The following is a 21,636-nucleotide window of genomic DNA, read 5'->3' on the forward strand; positions in this document are numbered from 1 at the left end:
CGACGTCGCGGCCGAGTCGGGCATCTCGCTGGACCAGGCGCGCCGGCTGTGGCGGGCCCTCGGCTTCCCCGAGGCCGACGGCAACGCCGTCTACACCGCCTCGGACGCCGGTGCCCTGCGCGCCCTGGGCACCTCGATCGAGTCCGGCCTGCTCGACTTCGACCTGGCGGTGGCCATCACCCGGGCCCTCGGCCAGACGATGGCCCGGCTCGCGGACTGGGAGGTCGGGGCGCTGACCCACCGGGTCGACGAGATGCACCACGCCGGCCCGGCGCCCGGTGACCGCGTCGACACCGCGCTGCGGATGCTGGACGACCTCAGCGACGGCTTCGAGGCGCTCATGGTCTACGTCTGGCGACGCCACCTCGCCGCGGCGGTCTCGCGGATCATGGCCCTCGACCCCGACGACGACCTGAACACCACCGAGCTGACCGTCGGTTTCGCCGACATCGTCAGCTTCACCGCGCTGAGCAACGACCTGTCGCGGCAGCGGATCGGCGACCTCGTCGAGCTGTTCGAGTCACGCTGCGCCGACGTCGTCGCCGGCCAGCGCGGCCGGGTGATCAAGAGCATCGGCGACTCGGTGCTCTTCGTCAACGACGACCCGATCCGGGCCTACGACACCGCCGAGGGCATCATCAACGTGATCGGTCGCGACAGCCGGATGCCCGACGTCCGGCTCGGCCTGGCCACCGGGGGCGTGGTGATGCGGCTCGGCGACGTGTTCGGCCCGCCGGTCAACATGGCGGCCCGGCTGACCGCGGTGGCCCGGCGCAACCGGATCATCGTCGACGCCGCGATGGCCTCGCTGCTGCCGCCCGACCAGTTCGAGACCCGGCGGCTGCCGGCCCGGCCGGTGCGCGGCTTCGGGCTCGTGGAGCCGGTCGCCGTCCGCCGGCACTGACCGCGGGAGCCGGCACCGGTCGGAGCAGGTGGTCTAGAACAATTGGTGAAATACCGGGCCAACCGGTGTCGCGGGCTCCCGGCCTTCCTACCGTGGTCGGGTGCACGAGTTCCAAGGGGTCCGCGTGGATCCCGAGGTGCGCGGGGTCTGGCTGCAGGGCGAGCCCGTGACCCTCTCGCGCAAGGAGTTCGACCTCCTGCTCGCGCTGATCTCGCGCGCGGGCCAGGTCGTCACGCGCGAGGAGCTGATGCGCGACGTGTGGCAGACGACGTTCTGGACGTCGTCGAAGACCATCGACGTGCACCTCGGCTGGCTGCGCCGCAAGCTCGGTGACGACAGCCGCCACCCGCACCTGATCACCACGGTCCGCGGTCGGGGGCTGCGGTTCGAGACCGAGGCGCCCGTCCCGGCGGAGTGACCGGGGCCCGGAGCCCCTAGGGTTGGGGGGTGCCTGGGTCCGCTCCTCTCGTCGCGGTCATCGGCGGCGGTCAGCTGGCCCGGATGATGGCCGAGCCCGCCGCCGCGCTCGGCATCCCGCTGCGCCTGCTCGCCGAGGCCCCCGGGGTCTCCGCTGCCCAGGTGATCGTCGACCAGCAGGTCGGCGACCACACCGACCTGGCCGACCTCCGGTCGGTGACCGCCGGCGCCGCGGTGGTGACCTTCGACCACGAGCACGTGCCCACCGCCCACCTGCGGGCCCTCGCCGGCGACGGCGTCGCCGTGCGGCCCGGGCCCGACGCCCTCGTGCACGCCCAGGACAAGGGCGTCATGCGCGAGCGCCTCGGCGCGCTCGGCGTGCCCTGCCCGCGCCACGCGATCGTCGCCTCGGTCGCCGACGTCGAGGCGTTCGGCTTCCCGTGCGTGCTCAAGACCACCCGCGGCGGCTACGACGGCAAGGGCGTCTGGGTGGTCCGCTCGGCCGACGACGTCCCCGGTCCGCTCGCGACCGCCGAGGCCAACGGCGTGCGGCTGCTCGCCGAGGAGCTCGTCGACTTCCGCCGCGAGCTGTCCGCGCTCGTCGTCCGCGCGCCGAGCGGCCAGGCGGCCGCCTACCCCGTCGTGGAGTCGGTGCAGCGCGACGGCGTCTGCCACGAGGTGGTCGCCCCGGCGCCCGGGCTCGACCCCGCGCTGGCCACGCACGCCCAGGAGGTGGCGCTGCGGGTGGCCGGCGAGCTCGACGTCACCGGCGTCCTCGCGGTGGAGCTGTTCGAGACCGCCGACGGGCGGATCCTGGTCAACGAGCTGGCGATGCGGCCGCACAACACCGGCCACTGGACCCAGGACGGGGCGGTGACCTCGCAGTTCGAGAACCACCTGCGCGCGGTGCTCGACCTGCCGCTCGGCTCGCCCGCGCCGCGCGAGCGGTGGACGGTGATGGTCAACATCCTCGGCGCACCCGAGGGGCCCGAGGGCGCCGGGCAGCCGGGGCGCCTCTACGACGGCTACCCGCACGCGATGGCCCGCGACCCGCGGCTGCGCGTGCACCTCTACGGCAAGGACCTGCGCCCCGGGCGCAAGGTCGGCCACGTCAACGCCTACGGCGACGACCTCGACGACTGCCTGGAGCGGGCGCGGCACGCCGCCGCCTGGTTCCGGGGCGACCTGGGCAACGAGAGCGAGTGAGCAGATGAGCCAGCAGACCAGCGCGCCGACCGGGGGTCCCCGCGTCGGGATCGTGATGGGGTCCGACTCCGACTGGCCGGTGATGAAGCTCGCCGCGCTCGCGCTGGAGGAGTTCGACGTCGCCCACGAGGCCGACGTGGTCTCGGCCCACCGGATGCCCGAGGAGATGCTGGCCTACGGCAAGGAGGCCGCGGCCCGCGGACTGTCGGTGATCATCGCCGGCGCCGGCGGCGCCGCGCACCTGCCCGGCATGCTCGCCTCGGTCACCCCGCTGCCCGTGATCGGCGTCCCCGTGCCGCTGAGCAACCTCGACGGTCTCGACTCGCTGCTCTCGATCGTGCAGATGCCCGCCGGCGTGCCGGTCGCGACCGTCGCCGTCGGCGGCGCGCGCAACGCCGGGCTGCTCGCCGTCCGGATCCTCGCGACGTCCGACCCGGCCCTGCGCGAGCGGATGGTGGCCTTCCAGGCCGACCTGAAGCGCTCGGCGCAGGAGAAGGGTGCGGCCGTGCGCGGGGAGAGCGGTGGCCGGCGCCTCGGCTTCTAGCCCCACGCACCCCGGCGCGCGGCTCGTCGGGATCGACGTCGCCCGCTGCGTGGCGCTGCTCGGCATGGTGGCCACCCACGTCCTGGACGCGCGCACCCCCGCCGGTGACGTGGCCGCGTCGCAGTGGCTGGCCGGCGGCCGCGCCTCGGCGCTGTTCGCGGTGCTCGCCGGGGTCTCGCTGGCGCTCGTCACCGGCCGGCGGACGCCGTTCGCGGGCCGCCGGCGGCTCCGGGCCACCCGGGCGGTCGTCGTCCGGGCGGTGCTGGTGGGCCTGGTCGGACTGCTGCTCGGCGAGCTCGACACCGGGCTCGCGGTGATCCTCACCTACTACGCGGTCCTCTTCGTGCTGGCCCTGCCGTTCCTCGGGCTGCGGGCTCGGCCGCTGCTGGTGCTGGCCGTCGGCTGGGCGGTCCTCGCCCCCGTCGTCAGCCACCTGGTGCGTCCCGGCCTGCCGGACCGCGGCACCGCCAGCCCGGCCCTCGACCAGCTCGCCGAGCCCGGGCGCCTGCTGTCCGAGCTGCTGCTCACCGGCTACTACCCGGCCGTGCCGTGGCTGGCCTACCTGCTCCTCGGCCTCGCGCTGGGCCGCCTCGACCTCGGGTCGGCCCGCGTCGCCGCGCGGCTGGTGGGGGTCGGGCTCGCGGTCGCGGTGGGCGCGACCCTCCTCTCGGGCCTGCTGACCCGCGACCGGTTCGGCGCCGCCGAGCTCGACCGCGTCGCCACCGGCATGTGCGGCCAGACCCCGACCGACGACGGCTGGCGCTGGCTCCTCGTCGTCGCGCCGCACTCGACGACGCCGTTCGACCTCCTCCAGACCGGCGGCAGCGCCGCGGTCGTGGTCGGTCTGTGCCTGCTGCTGGTCGCCGCGGTCTCGGCCGTGGCCGGGCCGGGGGAGCGGGCGGTGCAGGTGCTGTGCGGGGCCGGGACGATGACGCTGACGCTCTACAGCCTGCACGTCGTCATGCGCACCGACGCCGTCTGGCCGGCCGAGGAGCCGGACAGCCTCGTCTGGCACGTGCTGGTGCTGGCGTGGGTCGGCGCGCTGTACGCCGCCCTCGACCGCTCGGGACCACTCGAGCGGGTCGTCGCGCTCGCCTCGCGGCGGGCCGGCGGCACCACCGGTCGCGGATGACGTCGGCACCGTGAGCCCGGGACCGTGAACCCGGCACCGTGAGCCCGGCACCGGCGACGGCCGGGCCCGCCCGCCGGTGGCGCCGCCGCGACGTCGTACCAGCGGGCGGTGCCCCGGTACCTGCGGACGATCCGGGCCGCACCCCCGGGCCGCGACGATCCTCGGGTGCCCGAGACCTCGCTGCCGCCCGTCCCACGACCTGACCCGCGCCCGGCCCGCGAGCAGTGGGCCGACGTCGCCAAGGGGGTCTGCATCGTGCTCGTCGTGCTGTGGCACGTGACGCGCAAGGACTACCTCGTCCTCCCGTGGGACGTCGGGGTGCCGGTCACCGGTGCCTGGGGCCGGGCCTCGGAGCTCCTGCTGCCCGTGCGGATGCCGCTGTTCTTCCTGATCTCCGGGCTCTTCGCGGCCCGGCAGGTGCAGCGGCCGTGGCCGGAGGTGTGGCGGCGCCGGGTGGCCCCGCTGGTGTACCTCTTCGTGCTCTGGACGCTGGTCCACACCGTCGTCCTGCAGGCCACGCCCGGCTTCGACACCGCGATCGCCGACGGTCCCCGCGCGCTCCTCGTGCAGCTGAGCGTGACGCCGGGCAACCTCTGGTACCTCCTGGCCCTCGCCCTCTACGTCGCCGTGGCCCGCGCGACCCGGTCCGTCCCGCACTGGGCGCTGGCCGGCGCCCTCGTGCTCAGCGCCGTGGCGAGCGCCGGACTGGTGCCCACCCCGGGGAACCGGGCCGGTCTGCTGGTCAACCTGGTCTGGTTCCTGCTCGGCGTCCGGGCCGGGCGACCGGCGGCCCGCCTCCCCGCCGTGGGCCGGCTCGCCCGCGCGCGCCCGCGGGTGGTGCTGGCGGTGGGCGCGGTGTTCGCCGGGGCGGCCGGGCTCTGGCAGGCGCTGGACGCCGACGCCTGGGTCGGCGTCCGGCCGGTGCTCGGCCTGCTCGGCATCCTCGCCGGCGTCGCCGCCGCCGGCGTGCTGGCCCGCTCCTCGGCCGGGCCGGCCCTGGCCGCGCTCGGCCGGCGCACCCTGCCGGTCTACGTGCTGCACCTGCCGCTCGTGGCGCTGGTGCACCTGGCCGCGGCCGACCTCGTGGCCGGCCCGGTCGCGCGGTCGCTGCCGCTCGCCGTGCTCTACCCGGTGCTCGTCAGCGCCGTGGTGGTCGTGGCCTGCCTCGCCCTGCACCGGCTGGCGGGGGCGCTCGGGGCGTGGTGGCTGTTCACCGCGCCGTGGTCGGGGCGGGCGGCGCCGGCGCGGGCCACCTGAACAGCCCCGGGACGCTCAGCGACCGACGAGGCCGTGCTCGTGGGCGTAGACGACGATCTGGACCCGGTCGCGCAGGCCGAGCTTGCGCAGGATCGCCCCGACGTGGGTCTTCACCGTCGACTCGGAGGCGAAGACCAGGCCGCCCACCTCGGCGTTCGAGAGCCCGCGCGCCACGGCGGCGAAGACCTCCCGCTCCTTGTCGGTGAGGTCCAGGTACGCCGCGGGGGTCGGCGTCGGCGGCGTGAAGCTGCCCGCCAGCAGCGAGGTCAGGTCGCCGGGGGCCAGCACGGCGTTGCCGGCGTGGACGGTGCGGATGGCGTCGGCCAGCATCGGCGGCGTGGTGTCCTTGAGCAGGAAGCCGCTGGCGCCGTGCCGGATCGCGGTCGCGGCCCGGTCGTCGAGGTTGAACGTCGTCAGCACGACCACCCGCACCGGCCGCGCCCCGGTCGCCGCGCGGCGGGCGACCCGGTCGGGAGCGAAGATCTGGCGGGTCGCCTCGACGCCGTCCATCTCGGGCATCCGGACGTCCATCAGGACGACGTCGGGGACGAGCTCGTCGACGAGCCGGACGGCCTCGAACCCGTCACCGGCGGTGCCGACGACGCCCATGCCGTCCTGGGCGTCGACGATGACCCGCACGCCCTCGCGGAACAGGTCCTGGTCGTCGACGAGGAGCACCCGGATGTCGGTCACGGCCCCATCATCCCGGGGCGCCCGCGCCGTCTCGGAGCCGGCTCACGGGCAGCCAGGCGGTCACGGTGAACGTGACGACGGCGTCCTCGTCGCGGCGGCGGACGTCGAGCCGGCCGCCGACCGCCTCGAGCCGCTGGCGCATGCCGTCGAGGCCACGACCGGTGTCGTCGACCTCGCCGGTCCCCTCGGGCGGCGCGGCGAGGACGGCGTTGCGGACCTCGATGCGCAGGTCGCGGGCGTTGGTGCCGTCGGGCCAGTGCCGCTCCACGAAGACCGGCTCGTCGCGGCTGCCGTGCTTCACGGCGTTCGTCAGCATCTCCTGCAGCACGCGGTAGGCGACGACCTCCAGCTCGGGCGGCAGCGGCTGCGGCGTGCCCAGCTCGCGCGAGACGACCTCGTGGCCGCCGGCCCGCACGCCCTCGACCAGGGTGTCGAGCGGGCGCGGTGCGGCGCCGGCGACGGAGTCGGGCGTGAGCACCGCGCGCACCTCCTGCAGCGAGGAGCGCGCGGACGTCGCGATGGTCGCCATCGTCTGCTTGAGCCGGGCGGGGTCGTCGTCGGGCAGGTACTGCGCCGACTCCGCCTGGGCCAGGATGACGGCGAGGGAGTGGCCCACCACGTCGTGCACGTCGCGGGCCAGCCGGGCCTGCTCGTCGCGCAGCCGGGCGATCTCGAGGGCCTGCCCCGACTCGCGGACCGCGCGCGCGGCCTCCTCCTCGGCCCGGGCCTGCGAGACCTGCGAGGCGCGGGCCCGGTCGCTGAACCGCATCGCGATACCGGCCAGCCAGGGCAGGCCGAGCAGGCCGACCACGATGACCACGGCGCCGATGCGCCAGGAGTCGCCGAAGCGCGAGGCCGTGTCGAGCAGGGCCTGGTAGCCGACGACGTCGAGCAGCGGCAGGTAGTCCTGGGTGGCGACCAGGAGCACCAGGCAGGACGCCGCCCCCGGCACCGACAGGGCGCTGGCGGCCACGGTGAGCGGGTGGCCCCAGCGGGCCGAGGCGAAGGCGACGACCACGAAGGCCGACTGCACCAGCATCAGCTGGGTGTCGCTGGCCAGCTGCAGCAGCAGTATCAGCCAGGCCAGCGCGAGCGCCGGCCCCGGGAAGCGGCGGCTCGCCGCCACCGCGCCCGCGGTCGCGACGGCCACGAGCGCCAGGGCACCCCGTCCGTGGGTGCTGTAGACGTAGGGCGTCGAGACCGCCTCGGCCAGGCCGAGCGCCAGGACGAGCACGCCGAGGGCGATCGTCGGCGCCCACCGCCTCACCCGGTCGTCCATGCCCCCGCCTCGGGTGGGTGGGTGGGCGGGCTCATGACCGGGCCATCGAACCACGCCGGCGCCGACCACCGGCGCCGACCACCGGCTCCACACCCGGGGCGGGACCGGGGCGCGGCCGGGGCGCGGCTGGGCTCACCCGGCGCTCACCCGGGCCGGCCCGGCGCCAGCGCGTCGCGGACGAGCAGGTCGAGCAGGTCGGCGTAGGGCAGCCCGGCGGCGGCGAACATCCGCGGCACCTGGGACCGGGCGGTGAAGCCGGGCATCGTGTTGACCTCGTTGAGCACCGGCCCGGCCGTCGACCCCGGGGCCACCTGGTCGGGGAGGAAGAAGTCGACGCGGGCCACGCCGGCACAGCCGAGCGCGTCGTAGACGGCGACGGCGGCGTCCTTGAGGCTCTTGCGCTCGGTCTCGGAGATCGCGGCCGGCAGCCGGAAGTCGGCGTGGCCGCCGTACTTCTCCTCGAAGCCGAACAGCCCGTCGACGACGATCTCCAGCGCGGGCGAGACCACCCGCGAGCCGTCGGGCCGGCTGAGCACGGCGACGTCGACCTCCCGGCCCACCACGAGGTCCTCGACCAGGACCCGGTCGTCGAGGGCGAAGGCCGCGGCGAGCGCGTCGTCGAGGCCCGCCGGCTCGTCGACGAGCGTGACGCCGTGGCTGGACCCCGCGGCGACCGGCTTGACCACGACGGGGTGGGTCCAGCGGTGGCCGGCGCGGGTCGCCGGCGTGAGGAGCACACCGGGGGCCGTGGCCACCCCGACGGCGTTGGCGACGAGCTTGGTCGTCCACTTGTCCATCGCCAGCGCCCCGGCGCGCACGCCGGAGCCGACGTAGGGCACCCCGGCGAGGTCGCAGAGCGCGGCCAGGGTGCCGTCCTCGCCGTGCGGGCCGTGCACGACGGGCAGCACCACGTCGCACCGGCGCAGCAGGCACGCGGCGCCGGTGAGCCCGACCGGGCGCCCCTCGCGGTCGAGCCAGGTGCCGTGCGGGTCGATGGTGAGCCGGACGACGTCGTAGGCCGCGGTGTCGAGGTGGTCGGCGACCGAGGCCGCCGAGGCGAGCGAGACGTCGTGCTCGCAGCTGGCCCCGCCGCCGATGACGGCGACGCGGATCCGGCCGGCGCCCACGGTGGGGGCGCTCACGACCGCGCCACCCGGGCGCCGATGCCCGTGACGATCTCGTGCTCGATGGTGCCGGCCCAGCCCGCCCACTCGGAGACGGTGGGCTCGCCGGCGCTCCCGGGCCCGAAGACGGTGGCGACGTCGCCCGGCTGCACGGCCTCGTCGCCGACGTCGACGACGACCTGGTCCATCGAGATCCGGCCGACGACCGGGTGCCGGCGCCCGCGCAGGGCCACCTCGGCGCGCCCGGACGCCACCCGGGGCAGCCCGTCGGCGTACCCGAGCGGCAGCAGCGCCAGCGTCGTGGCCCGGCCGGCCGCCCACGCGTGGCCGTAGCCGACGGCGGTGCCGGCGGCGACCCGGCGGACCCCGACCACCGGCGCGGTGAGGGTCAGGGCGGGGGAGAGGCGGGTGCTGCCGCTGGGGTCGATGCCGACCAGACCGGCGCCGACGCGGCTCATCGTGTGCAGCGCGGCGGGGTCGGTGAGGGTGGCCGCGGTTGCGGCGAGGTGGCGCAGCGGCGGTCGCAGGCCGGCGGCGCGGGCCTCACCCAGGCCCCACGCGAAGACGGTCCGGGCGGCGGCGTTGGCCGGGTCCTCGGGGACGTCGGCGCAGCCGAGGTGCCCCATCACCCCGACGACCCGCACCTGCCCGGCCCGCTCGGCGCGGCGGGCGGCGCGGCACAGGGCGGCCCAGTCGGACGGGGCGGCGCCGTCGCGCGCCATCCCGGTGTCGAGGTGCAGGTGCACCCGGGCGCCGACGCCGGCGCGGGTCACGGCCGCGAGGTGCGCCGCGCTGGGGACGGCGACGTCGACCTGGTGGCCGATCGCGGCGGTGAAGTCGGCGCCGACCGGGTTCAACCAGCTCAGCACCGGCGCCCGGACGCCGTCCGCGCGCAGGGCGAGCGCCTCGTCGAGGCTGGTGACCCCGAGCCAGGAGGCGCCGTGCGCGAGCGCCGTCCGGGCCACCGCGGCGGCGCCGTGGCCGAAGCCGTCGGCCTTGACGACGGCCATCAGCGCGCCGGGGGTCCGTGCCGCGAGGAGGGCGGTGTTGGCCGCGACGGCGTCGAGGTCGACGTGCAGCCGGGCCCCGGTGGAACGGATGGCCGGGACGGACCGCACGGCCGGTCGCGGTGCCGTCGGCGGCGTCGCGCCGCGGTGGTCGGTCGCGGGCTGGCTCATGCCGCGACCGCGATCTCGACCGGGCCGTGCAGGGCGTGCGGCGCCCCGGTGAGCAGCGCCCAGTAGCGGTCGCCGTAGGACCAGTGCCACCACTCGGTCGGGTAGTTCACCAGCCCGGCGCCCCGCAGGACCAGGGCGAGCAGGTCACGGTGGGCACGGGCGTCGGCCCCGATGCCGTCGGCGTCGAGGTAGCAGCGGCCCTCGCTCTGCTCGGGGGTCGCGTCGATCGGCGTCCCGAGGTCGAGCTCGTCGCCGCAGGCGTCGACGAGGGTGACGTCGACCGCGGCGCCGGCCACGTGCGGTGCCACGTCGACCGGTGCCACGAAGCGGCTGGTGAGCACGTGCAGGTCGGTGGCCGAGATGCCGGGGTGCCGGGCGCAGAGGTCGGCGGCGTAGGTGGCGATGATCGCGCGCTGCTCGGCCACGGTGCGGTGGCCCTCGACGACCTTCAGGCCGACGCCGGCCGGCAGGGCGGCCGCCGCGGCGGTGAGCCGCCCGGCGAGCCCGGCCCGCACCAGCGCCCGGACCGGGGAGAGCGCCTCGGGCAGCCGCACCAGCGGCTCGCCGGTGTCGTGGACCGGCACGGCGCCGACGCGGGGGTCGGAGAGCAGGATCGTCGTGCTGCTCCCGGCGGCGTCGCTCGCGGCGCGGCGCGGCGGGGGAGCGGGGGAGGTCGTGGCGCGGGTCATGGGGGGAACGCTAGGAAGCCGCGGCGGCGGCGCCCTCCACCTGAGGTACCGGTGCGCCGACCTGCGGTACCGGGCGGCTCAGTCGCCCTCGACCCGCCCGCGCATCGACTTGGTCCGCCCGCGCTGCTTCTTGGCCTCCAGCCGGCGCCGCTGCGAGCCCTTGGTCGGCTTGGTGGGTCTCCGGGTCGGGGCGGGCGCGGCCAGCGCGGTGCGGAGCCGGTCGACGAGCCGCTCGCGCGCCGCCACCCGGTTGCGGTGCTGGGAGCGGTGCTCGGAGGCGACGACCACCACCGGCGAGCCCACCCGGCCCACGACGCGGGCGCGCTGGGCGTCGGTGAGGGCGGTGGAGCCGAGCACGTCGTACTCGAGCTCGACACGGCTGTCGGTGGTGTTGACCGACTGCCCGCCCGGACCGGAGGACCGGCTGAACCGCTCGACGAGCTCACCGGCGGGGATCGTGACGCCGGGCCCGACCCGCAGGTCCGCGCCCGGAGCGGTCACGGCGCGTCGCCGCGCCGGCGCCACTCGATCGCGGGGCAGGTGTCCATCACCATCGGGACGCCGGCCGCGGTCGTGCGGGCGTGGGCCGCCTCGTCGACGACCCCGAGCTGGAACCACACCGCGCGCGCCCCGACCGCGACGGCCTGGTCGGCGAACTCGCCGGCCGCCTCCGAGCGACGGAACACGTCGACGACGTCGATGCCGAAGGGGACCTCGGCCAGGGTGCGGTACCCCTGCTCGCCGAGCACCTCGGCGCCGTCGGGGTTGATCGGCACCACCCGCTTGCCGCGCTCCTGCAGCAGCGCGGCGATCGAGTACGCCGTCCGGGCGGGGTTGGGGGTGAGCCCCACGACCGCCCACGTCTCGCAGTCGTCGAGCATGAAGCGCACGGCACCGGGGTCCTGCCAGTCGGGGTTCGCCACACCGTCACGGTACCGACCCCGCTCCCGGACCCGTCCCGCATGACGTCGCCAGCACGGGGTACGGCGGTGGCGAGGAGCCGCCGAGATCCCCCCGCTCGGCGGCTCCTCCTCGCCCGGGGGCGTCGATGCGGCGGTGTGCCGCAATCCGCCCGAAATCGCTGGACACATGTCAAACTGATGCCGGCACGGGTGTTGTGGGTCACACGAAACTGGTGTCAGCATGCAATGGCACTGGGGGGCCCGATGGACAACCTCCGGAAGGTAGCTCGCACATGGGGTCGAGTCGCACGATGAATGAAGCCACACGTCGATTGGAGACGGCCAGGTTGCTGTCACGCGCCCGCGCCAGCCGCGGGGATGCCCGCGCCGGCTACGAGGACGAGGTCATCCGCCTCAACATGGTCGTCGCCACCGACGTCGCCCGTCGCTACCACGGCCGCGGGGTCCCGGCCGAGGACATCGACCAGGTGGCCTACCTGGGCCTGGTGAAGGCGGTCCGCGGTTTCGACCCGGCCGTCGGGCACGAGTTCCTCAGCTACGCCGTCCCGACGCTGCGCGGTGAGATCCAGCGCTACTTCCGCGACGCCGGGTGGACGATCCGGCCACCCCGCTCGGTGCAGGAGGTGCAGGCGCGGGTGACCCGGGCCGATGCCGAGCTCACCCAGCGGCTCGGGCGCGCACCCCGCCCGCACGAGGTCGCCGAGCACCTCGACGTCACGGTCGAGCTCGTCGTCGACGCGCTGGCGGCCACCGGCTGCTTCAGCCCGCAGTCGCTCGACGCGCCCCGCCCCGACGGCGAGCAGGCGACCAGCCCGCTCGACCGGCTCGGCGGTGTCGACCCGGCCTTCGCGACGGCCGAGGCCAGGCTCGCGCTGCAGCCGCTCATGGCCGAGCTCTCGGACCGGGAGCGGCTGATCCTCGAGCTGCGCTTCTTCGAGCACCGCACCCAGGCCCAGATCGGGCTCGAGCTCAGCGTCAGCCAGGAGCAGGTCTCCCGGCTGCTCTCCGGCATCCTCCGGCGACTGCGGAGGGACCTGGCGGCCTGACTGGAGCAGCGGTCGGAGGCCGGCGGTCGGAGGCCGGCAGGTCAGGCCTCGGGGAAGATCCGGGGCAGGTCGGAGGCGCGCCCGGTGAACTCCGGCGGCCGCTTCGCCAGGAACGCCGCCACACCCTCCTTGCCGTCGCCCACCGCGGCATGCCACATCGCCAGCGAGTCGGACAGGTGCGCCTCGAGCGGGTCGGCGGCCGCGGAGTTGCGGTAGACCAGCTGCTTGGCCAGCGCCAGGGCGGTGGGGGAGCGGTCGACGACGAACGAGCGGGCCAGCCCGAGCGCGGTCGGCAGCAGCTCGTCGGGCTCGTGCACCGAGCGGACCAGCCGGCCGGCCAGGGCGGCCTCGGCGGTGAGGATCTCGGCCGAGTAGACCCACTCCAGCGCCTGCTGCACCCCGACGATCCGCGGCAGGAACCAGCTCGACGCAGCCTCCGGCACGATGCCGAGGCGCCCGAACACGAACCCGATCCGGGCCTTGGTGGAGGCCAGGCGGAGGTCCATGGCGAGCGTCATGGTCGCGCCGATGCCGACCGCGGCGCCGTTGATCGCCGCAATCACCGGCTTCGGCAGCGCGTGGATCGCGAGCGTCACCTTGCCACCGGTGTCGCGGACCCCGTCGACGTAGACGGGGTCGTCGAAGCGCTCGCGGATCGACTCCGGCGTCGGGTCCTGGGTCTCGTCGAGCCCGAACACGTTGCCCTCGGCCGACAGGTCCATCCCGGCGCAGAAGGCGCGACCCTCACCGGTGACCACCACGGCCCGGACGGCGTCGTCGCGGGCGTCGGTGGTGAAGACCTGGAGCAGCTCGCGCGCCATGGTCAGGTCGAAGGCGTTGAGGGCGTCGGGTCGGTGCAGCGTGAGCAGGGCGACGCCGTCCGCGTCGACCTCCCAGCGCAGGGTCTCGTAGGCCATGCCCGTCATCCTGGCGGCCGGCTCCCCGCCGCGGGGCGGCGGGGTGGGGTCCGCGCGCCGACCCGACGGGGCCGGCCGACGTCGGCGGCTACGGGCGGGGGATGCCGTTCGGGGTGCACTGGGCCTTGGTGATGTCGCCGGTGCTGTCGTCGATGATCGCCTGGAAGAGCGGGTCGGCGCGGTCGCGGTCCCAGGTCTCGGCCGACGGACTGGTGACCGGCATGGTGCAGGTGAGGTTGTCGCCGGTGCCGGTCTTGGTCATCGCCAGGGCCCAGCGGCCGGCGTCGATGGAGCTGGTGCCCTCGCCGAAGCCGAAGAACGTCGGGACGGCGCGGTTGAGCTTCCACCAGCGGACCGGGTTGGCGACCGACCACGGCGAGAGCACCTTGTCGCCGATCGCGCCGATGACCTCGCGCTGGCGCTCGACGCGGGCCAGGTCGCCGAGGGTCGACTGCTTGCGGGAGCGCGAGTAGGCCAGCGCCGTCGCGCCGTCGACCTCCTGGCAGCCCTTCGAGATCTTCAGGCCGGCCAGCGGGTCCTGGATCCGTTCCTTCGGGCAGACCTCGATGCCGCCGACCGCGTCGACGACGTCCGCGACGCCGCCGAGGCCGATCTCGACGTACTTGTCGATCCGGATGCCGGTCTCGTTCTCGAGGGTCTGCACGAGCAGCTCGGGCCCGCCGCGCGAGTAGGCGGAGTTGATCTTGCCCTGCCCGTAGCCGGGCATGTCGACGATCGAGTCGCGCGGCACCGACAGCAGCACGCTGGGGCCGTCGCCGGTGTGCAGCAGCATGATCGTGTCGGTGAGCTCGGACTTCGGGTTGCCGGTGCTGAGCTCCTTGCGCTCCTCGGCGCTCAGCCCGGCGCGGGAGTCGCTGCCGACGAGCAGGTAGGTCGTCCCGTCCTGCTCGGCGGGGCGGTCACCGTCGGGCTCGAAGGCGACCTGGTCGGCGCTGCGCCAGGTCACGAAGGGCACGGCGACGGTGTAGACCAGCCACAGCAGGAGCAGCACGAGCACGGTGCGGATCCAGAAGCGGGGCCGGCGCACGCGGCGGGCCCAGAAGCCACCGCCGCCGCCGCGACGGCTCGGCTCGCCGGGACCCGGCGGGACGGGTGGGCCGGCGGGTGTCAGGGGCTGCTGCGGCGGGGCGTCGTACGGCGTGGGGGCGGGCTGCACCGGGCGCGGCGTGGTCGGCCGCGCGGCCGTGGGCTCGGGACGCTGCTGGACCGGCATCATCCGGGTGGCCTCGGGCGGCGGCTCGTCGGCGGGCTGCCCGGGAGGTCGGTCGGGGTTGCGGTTGCCTCCGTAGAGCCAGCCGAACTCCGGCCCGTCCTGGGGGCCACCGTTCCCGGGGCGGTCGGTCATGGGGCAAGACCGTACCCGTCCCGGGTGCATCGACCCTTGTCGGCGTGCCGTGAGCCCTGTGACCGGTGTGACTGGTGATACTGGCGTTCCGTTCTGCTTCCTTCCCCAGCAGAAAGATTGTTCCCATGTCGCCCGTTTCGGAGCGAGCCGCCCAGGTGCGGTTCCGTCGTGCGCTGTCCCTGATGGCCATGACCCTCGTCGCACCCGGTTCCGCCCAGCTGATCGCCGGCAACCGGCGCGTCGGGCTGATCGCCTTCTGCAGTGCCGCCGGTCTGCTCGTCACCGCGGTGCTGGGCGGCCTGCTCGCCCTCGTGCACCGCCCGTTCGCCTACTGGGTGGCCACCAGCCCCCCGGCCCTGTTCTGGATCTACCTGGTGCTCACCGCCGCGGCCGTCGGCTGGGCGGCGCTGTTCATCGACGCCTGGCGCATCGGCGAGCCCCTGTCGTACTCGATGACGCACCGCCGGATGGCGGTGGGCGTCAACGGGCTGCTCTGCTTCTCCGTCGCCGGGACCCTGCTCGTCGGGGCGCACCTGGTCGGCGTCCAGCGCGACTTCATGAACGCCACGTTCGGCGACGGCGAGGCGTCCGGCGCCCACCACGGCCGCTACAACGTCCTGATCATGGGCGGGGACGCCGGCGCCGGCCGCTGGGGCCTGCGCCCCGACTCGATGACCGTGGCCTCGGTGGACGCCGAGACCGGCAAGACCGTGCTGATCGGGCTGCCCCGCAACATGTCGCACTTCCCGTTCCGCGAGGGCTCGGTGATGGACGAGCAGTTCCCCGACGGCTTCGACTGCGACGGCTGCATGCTCAACGGCGTCAGCACGTGGGCCGAGGACAACACCGAGCTCTTCGGCAAGGCCGAGGACCCGGGCGTGGACGCCACGATCATGGCGATCGAGGGCATCACCGACCTCAAGATCAACTACTGGGCGATGGTCAACCTCGAGGGCTTCAAGGACCTCGTGGACGCCGTCGGCGGCGTCACCCTCAACGTGCGGCAGGAGATCCCGATCGGGCTGCCGGGCGACAAGGTCACCGGCACCATCGAGCCCGGCACGCGCAAGCTCGACGGCTTCGAGACCCTCTGGTACGCCCGGGCCCGCGACGGGTCGGACGACTACTCGCGGATGGCGCGCCAGAAGTGCGTGATGAACGCGATGCTCGAGCAGATCAGCCCCCAGTCGGCGCTGCGCAACTTCCAGCGGATCGCGAAGGCGTCCTCGGAGATGGTCTCGACCAACCTGCCGTCGTCCGAGGTCGACCGGTTCCTCGACCTCGCCATGAAGGCCAAGGGCCAGAAGCTCGCGACGCTGTCGCTGGTGCCGCCGATGATCGCCACCGCCGACCCCGACATCGACCTCGTCCACGCCAAGGTCGCCGAGGCCATCGACCGGGCCGAGGGCCGCGCGCCCGCGACCTCCGACGACGGCGCCAAGAAGCCGAGCAGGAAGAAGGAGTCGACCAGCGTCACCGGCGGCTCGGTCGGCTCCCTCAAGGAGGGCTACGCCGCCAACGACTCCGAGGACCTCGGCGCCGCCTGCTGACCCCCCGGCCGCGACACCACCACAGCGTCGGGGTGCCAGGTCCGTGCAATTGCCGAGATCGGCTCGATTCTGGCCGCCCGGACCGCCCAATCCGCGGCAATTGCCGAGGTTGGCTCAGTCCCGGCCCTAGGTGTGATGCCCAGGCACGTTGTGCGATCGGGTACGGCGAGTCCGTAGATAGGTGAAGGCCTCCCGCGGTGGAGTGGAGCTGTCTAGAAACCGCTTCACCGCAAGGAGGCCTTCATGTCCCACGCTAACGCCGCACTCACTCCACGACACCGTCTACGCCTGGCCAGGTTGATCGTGGAGGACGGTTGGCCGCCCTCACGGGCTGCTGAGTTCTTCAACGTCACCTGGCGAACCGCCGACAAATGGGCTGAGCGCTACCGCGCCGAAGGACCGGCCGGGATGAACGACCGATCCTCAGCCAGGCGCACCCAGCACGCCAAGACCCCGGCCCCGGTGGTCCGCAAGATCGTCCACCTGCGGTGGAAGCAACGCCTCGGCCCGGTCCCGATCGCCGCCAAGCTCAACATGCCGGCCTCGACGGTGCACGCGGTGCTGACCCGGTGCCGGTTGAACCGGCTCTCCCACATCGACCGGGTCACCGGGCAACCCGCACGCCGCTACGAACGCGAAGGCCCCGGGGAGCTGATCCACGTCGACGTCAAGAAGCTCGGCAACATCCCCGACGGCGGCGGCTGGCGCTACCGGGGCCGGGCAGCGGGAAAGAAGAACCGGATCCTGACCAAGGACCGCACAGGCGTCGCGAACATCTACGGCAACCCCAAGGTCGGGACCTGCTTCGTGCACACCGTGATCGATGACCACACCCGCCTGGCCTACGCCGAGTGCCATGACGACGAGACCGCCGCGACCGCCGTGAAGGTCCTGCAACGCGCCGTGACCTGGTTCGCTGAGCGCGGCGTCACCGTCGAGCGAGTCCTCTCCGACAACGGAAGCGCCTACAGATCCCACCTGTGGCGTGATACCTGCGCCGACCTCGACATCGCGGTGAAGAAGACCCGGCCCTACCGTCCCCAGACCAACGGCAAGATCGGGCGCTTCCACCGCACCCTGGCCGACGGCTGGGCCTACCGCCGCCTCTACAACTCCGAGAACACCCGCCGAGCAGCACTGGCAGGATGGCTCCACCAGTACAACCACCACCGGCCCCACTCAGCCCTCGCAGGCCATCCACCCATCACCCGGTTGGACAACCTGGCTGGGCATCACACCTAGGACCGACCGATCCGCGGCAATTGCCGCGATCGGCTCGGTCTCACGCCGCCGAACTGGCCGATTCGCGGCAATTGCGCGGCTGGGGCCAGTTCCGTCGGGACCAGGCCCAGGACTGGCCGAGGTCGCGCCCCTAGAAGGACCAGCTCGCGACGACGTCGGCGTGGACGTCGTCCGACGCGGCGGCCACCAGGACGCCGGGGTGCGGGGTGCGGGGGTCGTAGGCCTCGCCGGACGGCGTCCGCAGGGTGCCGCCGGCCTCGGTGAGCAGGAGCCCGCCGGGGGCGTGGTCCCAGGGCATGGTGCCGCCGTAGAGCAGGTAGTCGGCCGCCCCGGACACCAGCTGGGGGTAGTCGACGCCGCAGCACACCCACGACAGCTCGAGCGGGCGGCGCCCCTCGAGGGCCTGCCCGACCCAGGCCCGGCGCGAGGTGACCCCGCGCCAGGTCGACGGCGGACCGGCCGGCGGCGTGACCACGAGCGGCTCGCCGTTGCGCGACGCGCCGGCGCCGAGCTCGGCGACGTAGGCGACCTCGTGCTGCGGCTGCCAGATCCACGAGCGGACGACGACCCCGTCGCGCAGCTCGGCGGCCATCACGGCGTGGTCGGGGGAGCCGTTGACGAAGTTCTTGGTGCCGTCGACCGGGTCGACGGTGAAGGCGTGCGCGGCGGTGGCGTACCGGTCGCCGAGGCTCGGGTCGGCCGCGAAGGCCTCCTCGCCGAGCACGACGGCGTCCGGGTAGGCCTCCAGGAGCGCGGCGGTGATGAGCACCTCGGCCTCGTGGTCGGCCACGGTCACGAGGTCGCCGGGCTTCTTCTCGCTGATCTGGTCGGCGTCGAGGGAGCGGAAGCGAGGCGTGATGACCTCGGCGGCGACGTCCTGGAGGAGAGTGGTGATGGCGTCGGTCTGCACGCCACCACAGTAGGGCCGCCCCTCCGGACCACCCAGTAGGGTCGGCGTCGTGCAGGTCGTGGCGGTGGTGGTGACGTTCAACCGGCTGCCCCTCCTCGAACGGCTGCTCGACCGGCTCCTGGAGGTGCGGGAGGTCGCCGAGGTGCTCGTGGTCGACAACGCCTCCACCGACGGCACGGGGGAGTGGCTGCGCGGCCGGTTCCCCCACGGCGGCCCCGACCGCGTCCGGACCCGGACCCTCGACTCCAACACCGGCGGCGCGGGCGGCTTCGCCACCGGGCTCACCTGGGCGATGGAGCGCGACGCCGACCGCGTCTGGCTGATGGACGACGACGCCGTGCCGGAGCCCGACTGCCTCGCGCTGCTCCTCGAGCGGCCCGACCTCGACTTCTGGGGCCCGGCCGTGGTCGCGGAGCAGGACGCCTCCCGCCTGTGCTTCCCGATCCGGCTCCCCGGCGGCACCCGGGTGGTGCACCGGATGGCCGAGGTCGAGGCCGCCGCGCGCGACGGGCTGATCCCGGGCGTGGTGATCCCGTTCAACGGCGTCCTGGTGACCCGCGAGCTCGTCGAGCGGATCGGCGTCCCGCGGGCGGAGTTCTTCATCTGGGGCGACGACGTCGAGTACCTCTGGCGGGCCGAGCGGGCCGGCGCCCGGATCGCGACCGTCGTCGAGGCGATCTTCACCAACCCGGCCACCGACGACCTCGGCACCCCGATGATGTTCGGCCGCACGACGTACAACCACACGCCCAGCGACCTCAAGCACTACTGCATGGCCCGCAACAACACCGTCAACCTGCGCGACTACCGCGGCTGGCCGTTCGTGCTGATGTTCTGGGTCAAGACCGTCTGGTTCTACCTGTTCACCCGCCGCCGGCCGGGCCGGATCGCGATGAGCGCGCGGGCGGCGTGGGCCGGGCTGCGCGGCGACTTCACCGGGCACCGGAAGTACCTGGCGTGAGCGCGGCCGAGACGGTCGCGGTCGTCGTGGTGACCTACAACCGCGCCGACCTGCTCGAGGGCATGCTCGCCGGCCTGGCCGCGCTCGAGCCGGCGCCCGACGCGGTGATCGTGGTCGACAACCACAGCGACGACCACACCGCCGACGTCCTCGCCCGGGCCGGTCTCCCGGGGCTGCAGGTGCTCCGCACCGACGACAACCTGGGCGGTGCCGGCGGCTTCCACCTCGCCGTCCGCACGGCCCACGAGCAGGGCTACGACCGGATCTGGCTGATGGACGACGACGTCCTCCCCGCGCCCGACTGCCTGGCCAGGCTGATGGCGGTCGACGAGGCCTGCCTGACGTCGGTGCGCGAGGACCGCAGCGGCGCCCTGGTCGAGAAGGCCGCGACCCGCTTCGACCTACGCAACCCGCTAGCGATCAAGCCGAAGACCGCGATGGTCGAGACCGACTTCGGCACCCGCGCGGCGATGCCCGAGCTGGTCGAGGTGCAGAACGTCGCCTTCGAGGGCTTCCTGGTGCGCCGCGAGGTCGTCGACGCGATCGGGCTGCCCGACCCGGCCTACTTCATCTTCTACGACGACGTCGACTTCGCCGTGCGCGCCCGTCGCGCCGGGTACCGCATCTGGGCGGTCCGCGACGCCGTCCTGGTGCGCCGGCTCGACTTCGACCAGCAGCACGACCTGGCGGGCTGGAAGGGGTACTACATGTACCGCAACCTGTTCGTCGTGCACCGCCGCTACGGCGAGAACGCGCTGGTGCGGGCCAAGCCGTGGCTGATCGCGCTGGCCGTCGTCCTGCTCAGCCCGCTGCGCGGTGGCCGGGCCGAGGCCCGCAACGTCGTCCGCGCGGCCCGGGACTCGCGCACCCTGACCCGGCTCTCACCCGAGGCCCGCCCCCGCTGACCCGTCCCTGATCAGCGACGGGTCGGCACCAAACTCGCGCTGACCCGTCAGTGATCAGCGACGGGTCGGCACGAAAAGCCCGCTGACCCGTCAGTGATCAGCGACGGGTCGGCACCAAATCCGCGGTGACCCGTCAGTGATCAGCGACGGGTCAGGGTCAGGCGACGGGGGTGGAGGTGACCTCGTCGGTGACCTCGGCGCGCTTGAGCCGGGGACGGAGCCCGTCGTGGTTGCCGGTGGCGAGGGCGGCGAGCCAGACGGTGACCGACCCGAGGGCGACGCCGCCGAGGACGTCGACGAAGTAGTGCCAGCCGAGGTAGAGGGTGGCCACGATCGTGAGGCCGAGGAAGACCCACGACACCACGCGGATCCAGCGCGCCAGGCCGACGTACTGGGCGAAGACGCAGATCGTCACCATGATCCCGGTGTGCAGCGACGGGAAGGCCGCGATCGTCTGCAGGGTGCCGGAGCCGAAGACGTCGCCGACGACCGCGACGCGGTCGTCCCACATGCTGTTGGCGAGGTCGGTGTTGTAGGTGTGGTCGAGGGCGTCGAACTGGCCGCGCTGGGCGGTGGTGTACACCGGGCCGACCGACGGCAGCATCAGGTAGACCGCCGCGCCGAGCAGCCAGTCGAAGGCCACCGCGGTGACGTACCACGAGCTGGCGGTCCGCGACCGGGTCCAGACCAGCGCGATCGCGATGCTCACCGGCACCAGGGCGATCCAGATGAAGTAGACGCCGGAGAAGACGTGCGAGGCGATGCCGGTGCCGAAGAGGTCGTGCATCAGGACGGCGGGGTCGTGGCCGAACCACAGCACCTGGTCGATCTTGCGGAACTCGGCGTCCCAGTTGTGGCCGTTGACGAACGGCACGAAGCTCTTGAGGTTCCGGAAGGCGGCGTAGGTGAGGTACCAGGCGCCGATGCCGCTCAGCGCGAAGAGCCAGTGCGCCTTGGTCCAGCGCTCGCGCATGATCCCGCGCAGCGTCTCGACCGCGCCCCGGGAGCCGTGGGTCAGGCGCCAGACCAGCCGCGGCAGGACGTCGAGCGCGATGGCGCCGAAGACGATCGCCGGGAAGCGGATGTAGCCGGGCACGAAGTTGTCGGGGTCGCGGATCGGCAGCTCGGCGACGGCGGCGAACACGACGGTCGCGACCGCCATGGCGATGCCGGCCGCCCAGGCGTACCCGAAGTTGCGCTCGAGAACGGCGCGCACGCCCACAGACTCCTGCATGGGCCCGAGTTTACGCGTCGTGGCCCGCCACGACGGCATCCTCGGACCCGGCGTGGGCGGGGTCACGCCCGGTCGCGCCCGCGCCCGCGCGGGCGCCGAACCGTGGTTGTGACACGGTCGTGGGCGTTGCGGAATCGGGGGAGGCTGGTGGCATCCGTA

Annotated in this window: 22 protein-coding genes and 1 pseudogene; 12 read left to right on the top strand and 11 right to left on the bottom strand. The window is 74.2% G+C overall.

The annotated features are described in order from the left end of the window. Positions 1-28 precede the first annotated feature (28 nt). The 7 genes and pseudogenes from FE634_RS21570 to FE634_RS06955 all read left to right on the top strand — a co-directional run. A pseudogene (locus tag FE634_RS21570) lies at positions 29-157 on the top strand (adenylate/guanylate cyclase domain-containing protein); the annotation flags it as partial. A 12-nt stretch (positions 158-169) separates the two neighbouring features. Next, on the top strand, positions 170-904 hold the full coding sequence (locus FE634_RS06930) for an adenylate/guanylate cyclase domain-containing protein (RefSeq protein ID WP_262347658.1): 735 nt from the start codon (positions 170-172) through the stop codon (positions 902-904). 100 nt (positions 905-1,004) lie between these two features. Further along, positions 1,005-1,322 carry a winged helix-turn-helix domain-containing protein gene (locus tag FE634_RS06935; protein ID WP_137293269.1) on the top strand — a complete coding sequence of 106 codons (318 nt, stop codon included), beginning with the start codon at positions 1,005-1,007 and terminating at the stop codon, positions 1,320-1,322. An 83-nt stretch (positions 1,323-1,405) separates the two neighbouring features. Continuing rightward, on the top strand, positions 1,406-2,527 hold the full coding sequence (locus tag FE634_RS06940) for a 5-(carboxyamino)imidazole ribonucleotide synthase (RefSeq protein ID WP_262347659.1): 1,122 nt from the start codon (positions 1,406-1,408) through the stop codon (positions 2,525-2,527). Positions 2,528-2,531: 4 nt separating this feature from the next. After that, positions 2,532-3,071: a 5-(carboxyamino)imidazole ribonucleotide mutase gene (gene purE / locus FE634_RS06945; protein ID WP_137293271.1), complete on the top strand. Its 540-nt coding sequence runs from the start codon at positions 2,532-2,534 to the stop codon at positions 3,069-3,071. Then, a complete protein-coding gene (locus FE634_RS06950; RefSeq protein ID WP_148240462.1) occupies positions 3,049-4,203 on the top strand; it encodes a heparan-alpha-glucosaminide N-acetyltransferase domain-containing protein in 1,155 nt (384 codons plus the stop codon). The genes purE and FE634_RS06950 overlap by 23 nt, the downstream gene beginning before the upstream one ends. Positions 4,204-4,368: 165 nt before the next feature. Next, the gene (locus FE634_RS06955) at positions 4,369-5,460 is read left to right on the top strand and encodes an acyltransferase family protein (protein ID WP_187366847.1); all 1,092 of its coding nucleotides are present in this window, start codon (positions 4,369-4,371) and stop codon (positions 5,458-5,460) included. Positions 5,461-5,475: 15 nt separating this feature from the next. Here FE634_RS06955 and FE634_RS06960 read toward each other — a convergent pair whose 3' ends face one another. The 7 genes from FE634_RS06960 to FE634_RS06990 all read right to left on the bottom strand — a co-directional run bounded on the left by FE634_RS06960 (position 5,476) and on the right by FE634_RS06990 (position 11,346). Beyond that, positions 5,476-6,153, bottom strand: a complete 678-nt coding sequence (locus FE634_RS06960) for a response regulator (protein WP_138875461.1) — start codon at positions 6,151-6,153, stop codon at positions 5,476-5,478. Positions 6,154-6,160: 7 nt separating this feature from the next. Then, positions 6,161-7,432: a sensor histidine kinase gene (locus tag FE634_RS06965; RefSeq protein ID WP_138875462.1), complete on the bottom strand. Its 1,272-nt coding sequence runs from the start codon at positions 7,430-7,432 to the stop codon at positions 6,161-6,163. A 143-nt stretch (positions 7,433-7,575) separates the two neighbouring features. Then, positions 7,576-8,574, bottom strand: coding sequence for a D-alanine--D-alanine ligase family protein (locus FE634_RS06970; RefSeq protein WP_262347607.1), 999 nt, complete (start codon positions 8,572-8,574; stop codon positions 7,576-7,578). Further along, positions 8,571-9,734 (bottom strand): alanine racemase, encoded by a 1,164-nt coding sequence (alr, locus tag FE634_RS06975; RefSeq protein WP_137293276.1) that lies wholly within the window; start codon positions 9,732-9,734, stop codon positions 8,571-8,573. Before alr ends, FE634_RS06970 begins: the two co-directional genes overlap by 4 nt. After that, positions 9,731-10,423: a M15 family metallopeptidase gene (locus FE634_RS06980; protein ID WP_138875463.1), complete on the bottom strand. Its 693-nt coding sequence runs from the start codon at positions 10,421-10,423 to the stop codon at positions 9,731-9,733. The genes alr and FE634_RS06980 overlap by 4 nt, the downstream gene beginning before the upstream one ends. A gap of 78 nt (positions 10,424-10,501) precedes the next feature. Beyond that, positions 10,502-10,924 (bottom strand): alternative ribosome rescue aminoacyl-tRNA hydrolase ArfB, encoded by a 423-nt coding sequence (gene arfB / locus FE634_RS06985; protein WP_138875464.1) that lies wholly within the window; start codon positions 10,922-10,924, stop codon positions 10,502-10,504. Then, positions 10,921-11,346 (bottom strand): CoA-binding protein, encoded by a 426-nt coding sequence (locus tag FE634_RS06990; RefSeq protein ID WP_246060617.1) that lies wholly within the window; start codon positions 11,344-11,346, stop codon positions 10,921-10,923. Before FE634_RS06990 ends, arfB begins: the two co-directional genes overlap by 4 nt. 326 nt (positions 11,347-11,672) lie before the next feature. Here FE634_RS06990 and FE634_RS06995 point away from each other — a divergent pair, with 326 nt between their 5' ends. Continuing rightward, positions 11,673-12,392 (top strand): sigma-70 family RNA polymerase sigma factor, encoded by a 720-nt coding sequence (locus tag FE634_RS06995; protein ID WP_246060618.1) that lies wholly within the window; start codon positions 11,673-11,675, stop codon positions 12,390-12,392. 41 nt (positions 12,393-12,433) lie between these two features. Here the strand turns inward: FE634_RS06995 and FE634_RS07000 are convergent, their stop codons facing one another. Both FE634_RS07000 and FE634_RS07005 read right to left on the bottom strand, forming a co-directional pair. Further along, positions 12,434-13,309, bottom strand: coding sequence for a crotonase/enoyl-CoA hydratase family protein (locus FE634_RS07000; protein ID WP_137293280.1), 876 nt, complete (start codon positions 13,307-13,309; stop codon positions 12,434-12,436). Between the two features lie 88 nt (positions 13,310-13,397). Beyond that, complete coding sequence (locus FE634_RS07005; protein ID WP_137293281.1) at positions 13,398-14,675, bottom strand: LCP family protein; 1,278 nt, start codon at positions 14,673-14,675, stop codon at positions 13,398-13,400. Between the two features lie 125 nt (positions 14,676-14,800). On the opposite strand from FE634_RS07005, the gene FE634_RS07010 reads away from it, so the two are divergent. Both FE634_RS07010 and FE634_RS07015 read left to right on the top strand, forming a co-directional pair. Further along, positions 14,801-16,225: an LCP family protein gene (locus FE634_RS07010; protein ID WP_138875466.1), complete on the top strand. Its 1,425-nt coding sequence runs from the start codon at positions 14,801-14,803 to the stop codon at positions 16,223-16,225. A 243-nt stretch (positions 16,226-16,468) separates the two neighbouring features. Next, complete coding sequence (locus tag FE634_RS07015) at positions 16,469-17,467, top strand: IS481 family transposase (RefSeq protein WP_148240464.1); 999 nt, start codon at positions 16,469-16,471, stop codon at positions 17,465-17,467. Positions 17,468-17,597: 130 nt separating this feature from the next. Here the strand turns inward: FE634_RS07015 and FE634_RS07020 are convergent, their stop codons facing one another. Then, on the bottom strand, positions 17,598-18,377 hold the full coding sequence (locus FE634_RS07020; RefSeq protein ID WP_148240465.1) for an inositol monophosphatase family protein: 780 nt from the start codon (positions 18,375-18,377) through the stop codon (positions 17,598-17,600). Between the two features lie 49 nt (positions 18,378-18,426). On the opposite strand from FE634_RS07020, the gene FE634_RS07025 reads away from it, so the two are divergent. Together FE634_RS07025 and FE634_RS07030 are read left to right on the top strand one after the other, a co-directional pair. Beyond that, the gene (locus tag FE634_RS07025; protein WP_138875467.1) at positions 18,427-19,338 is read left to right on the top strand and encodes a glycosyltransferase; all 912 of its coding nucleotides are present in this window, start codon (positions 18,427-18,429) and stop codon (positions 19,336-19,338) included. Next, a complete protein-coding gene (locus FE634_RS07030) occupies positions 19,335-20,243 on the top strand; it encodes a glycosyltransferase family 2 protein (RefSeq protein WP_138875468.1) in 909 nt (302 codons plus the stop codon). Before FE634_RS07025 ends, FE634_RS07030 begins: the two co-directional genes overlap by 4 nt. A gap of 157 nt (positions 20,244-20,400) precedes the next feature. Here FE634_RS07030 and FE634_RS07035 read toward each other — a convergent pair whose 3' ends face one another. Continuing rightward, the gene (locus tag FE634_RS07035; RefSeq protein ID WP_138875469.1) at positions 20,401-21,477 is read right to left on the bottom strand and encodes a phosphatase PAP2 family protein; all 1,077 of its coding nucleotides are present in this window, start codon (positions 21,475-21,477) and stop codon (positions 20,401-20,403) included. Positions 21,478-21,636 lie beyond the last annotated feature (159 nt).

It is taken from the genome of Nocardioides sp. S-1144 (assembly GCF_005954645.2).
GTDB lineage: Bacteria > Actinomycetota > Actinomycetes > Propionibacteriales > Nocardioidaceae > Nocardioides > Nocardioides dongxiaopingii.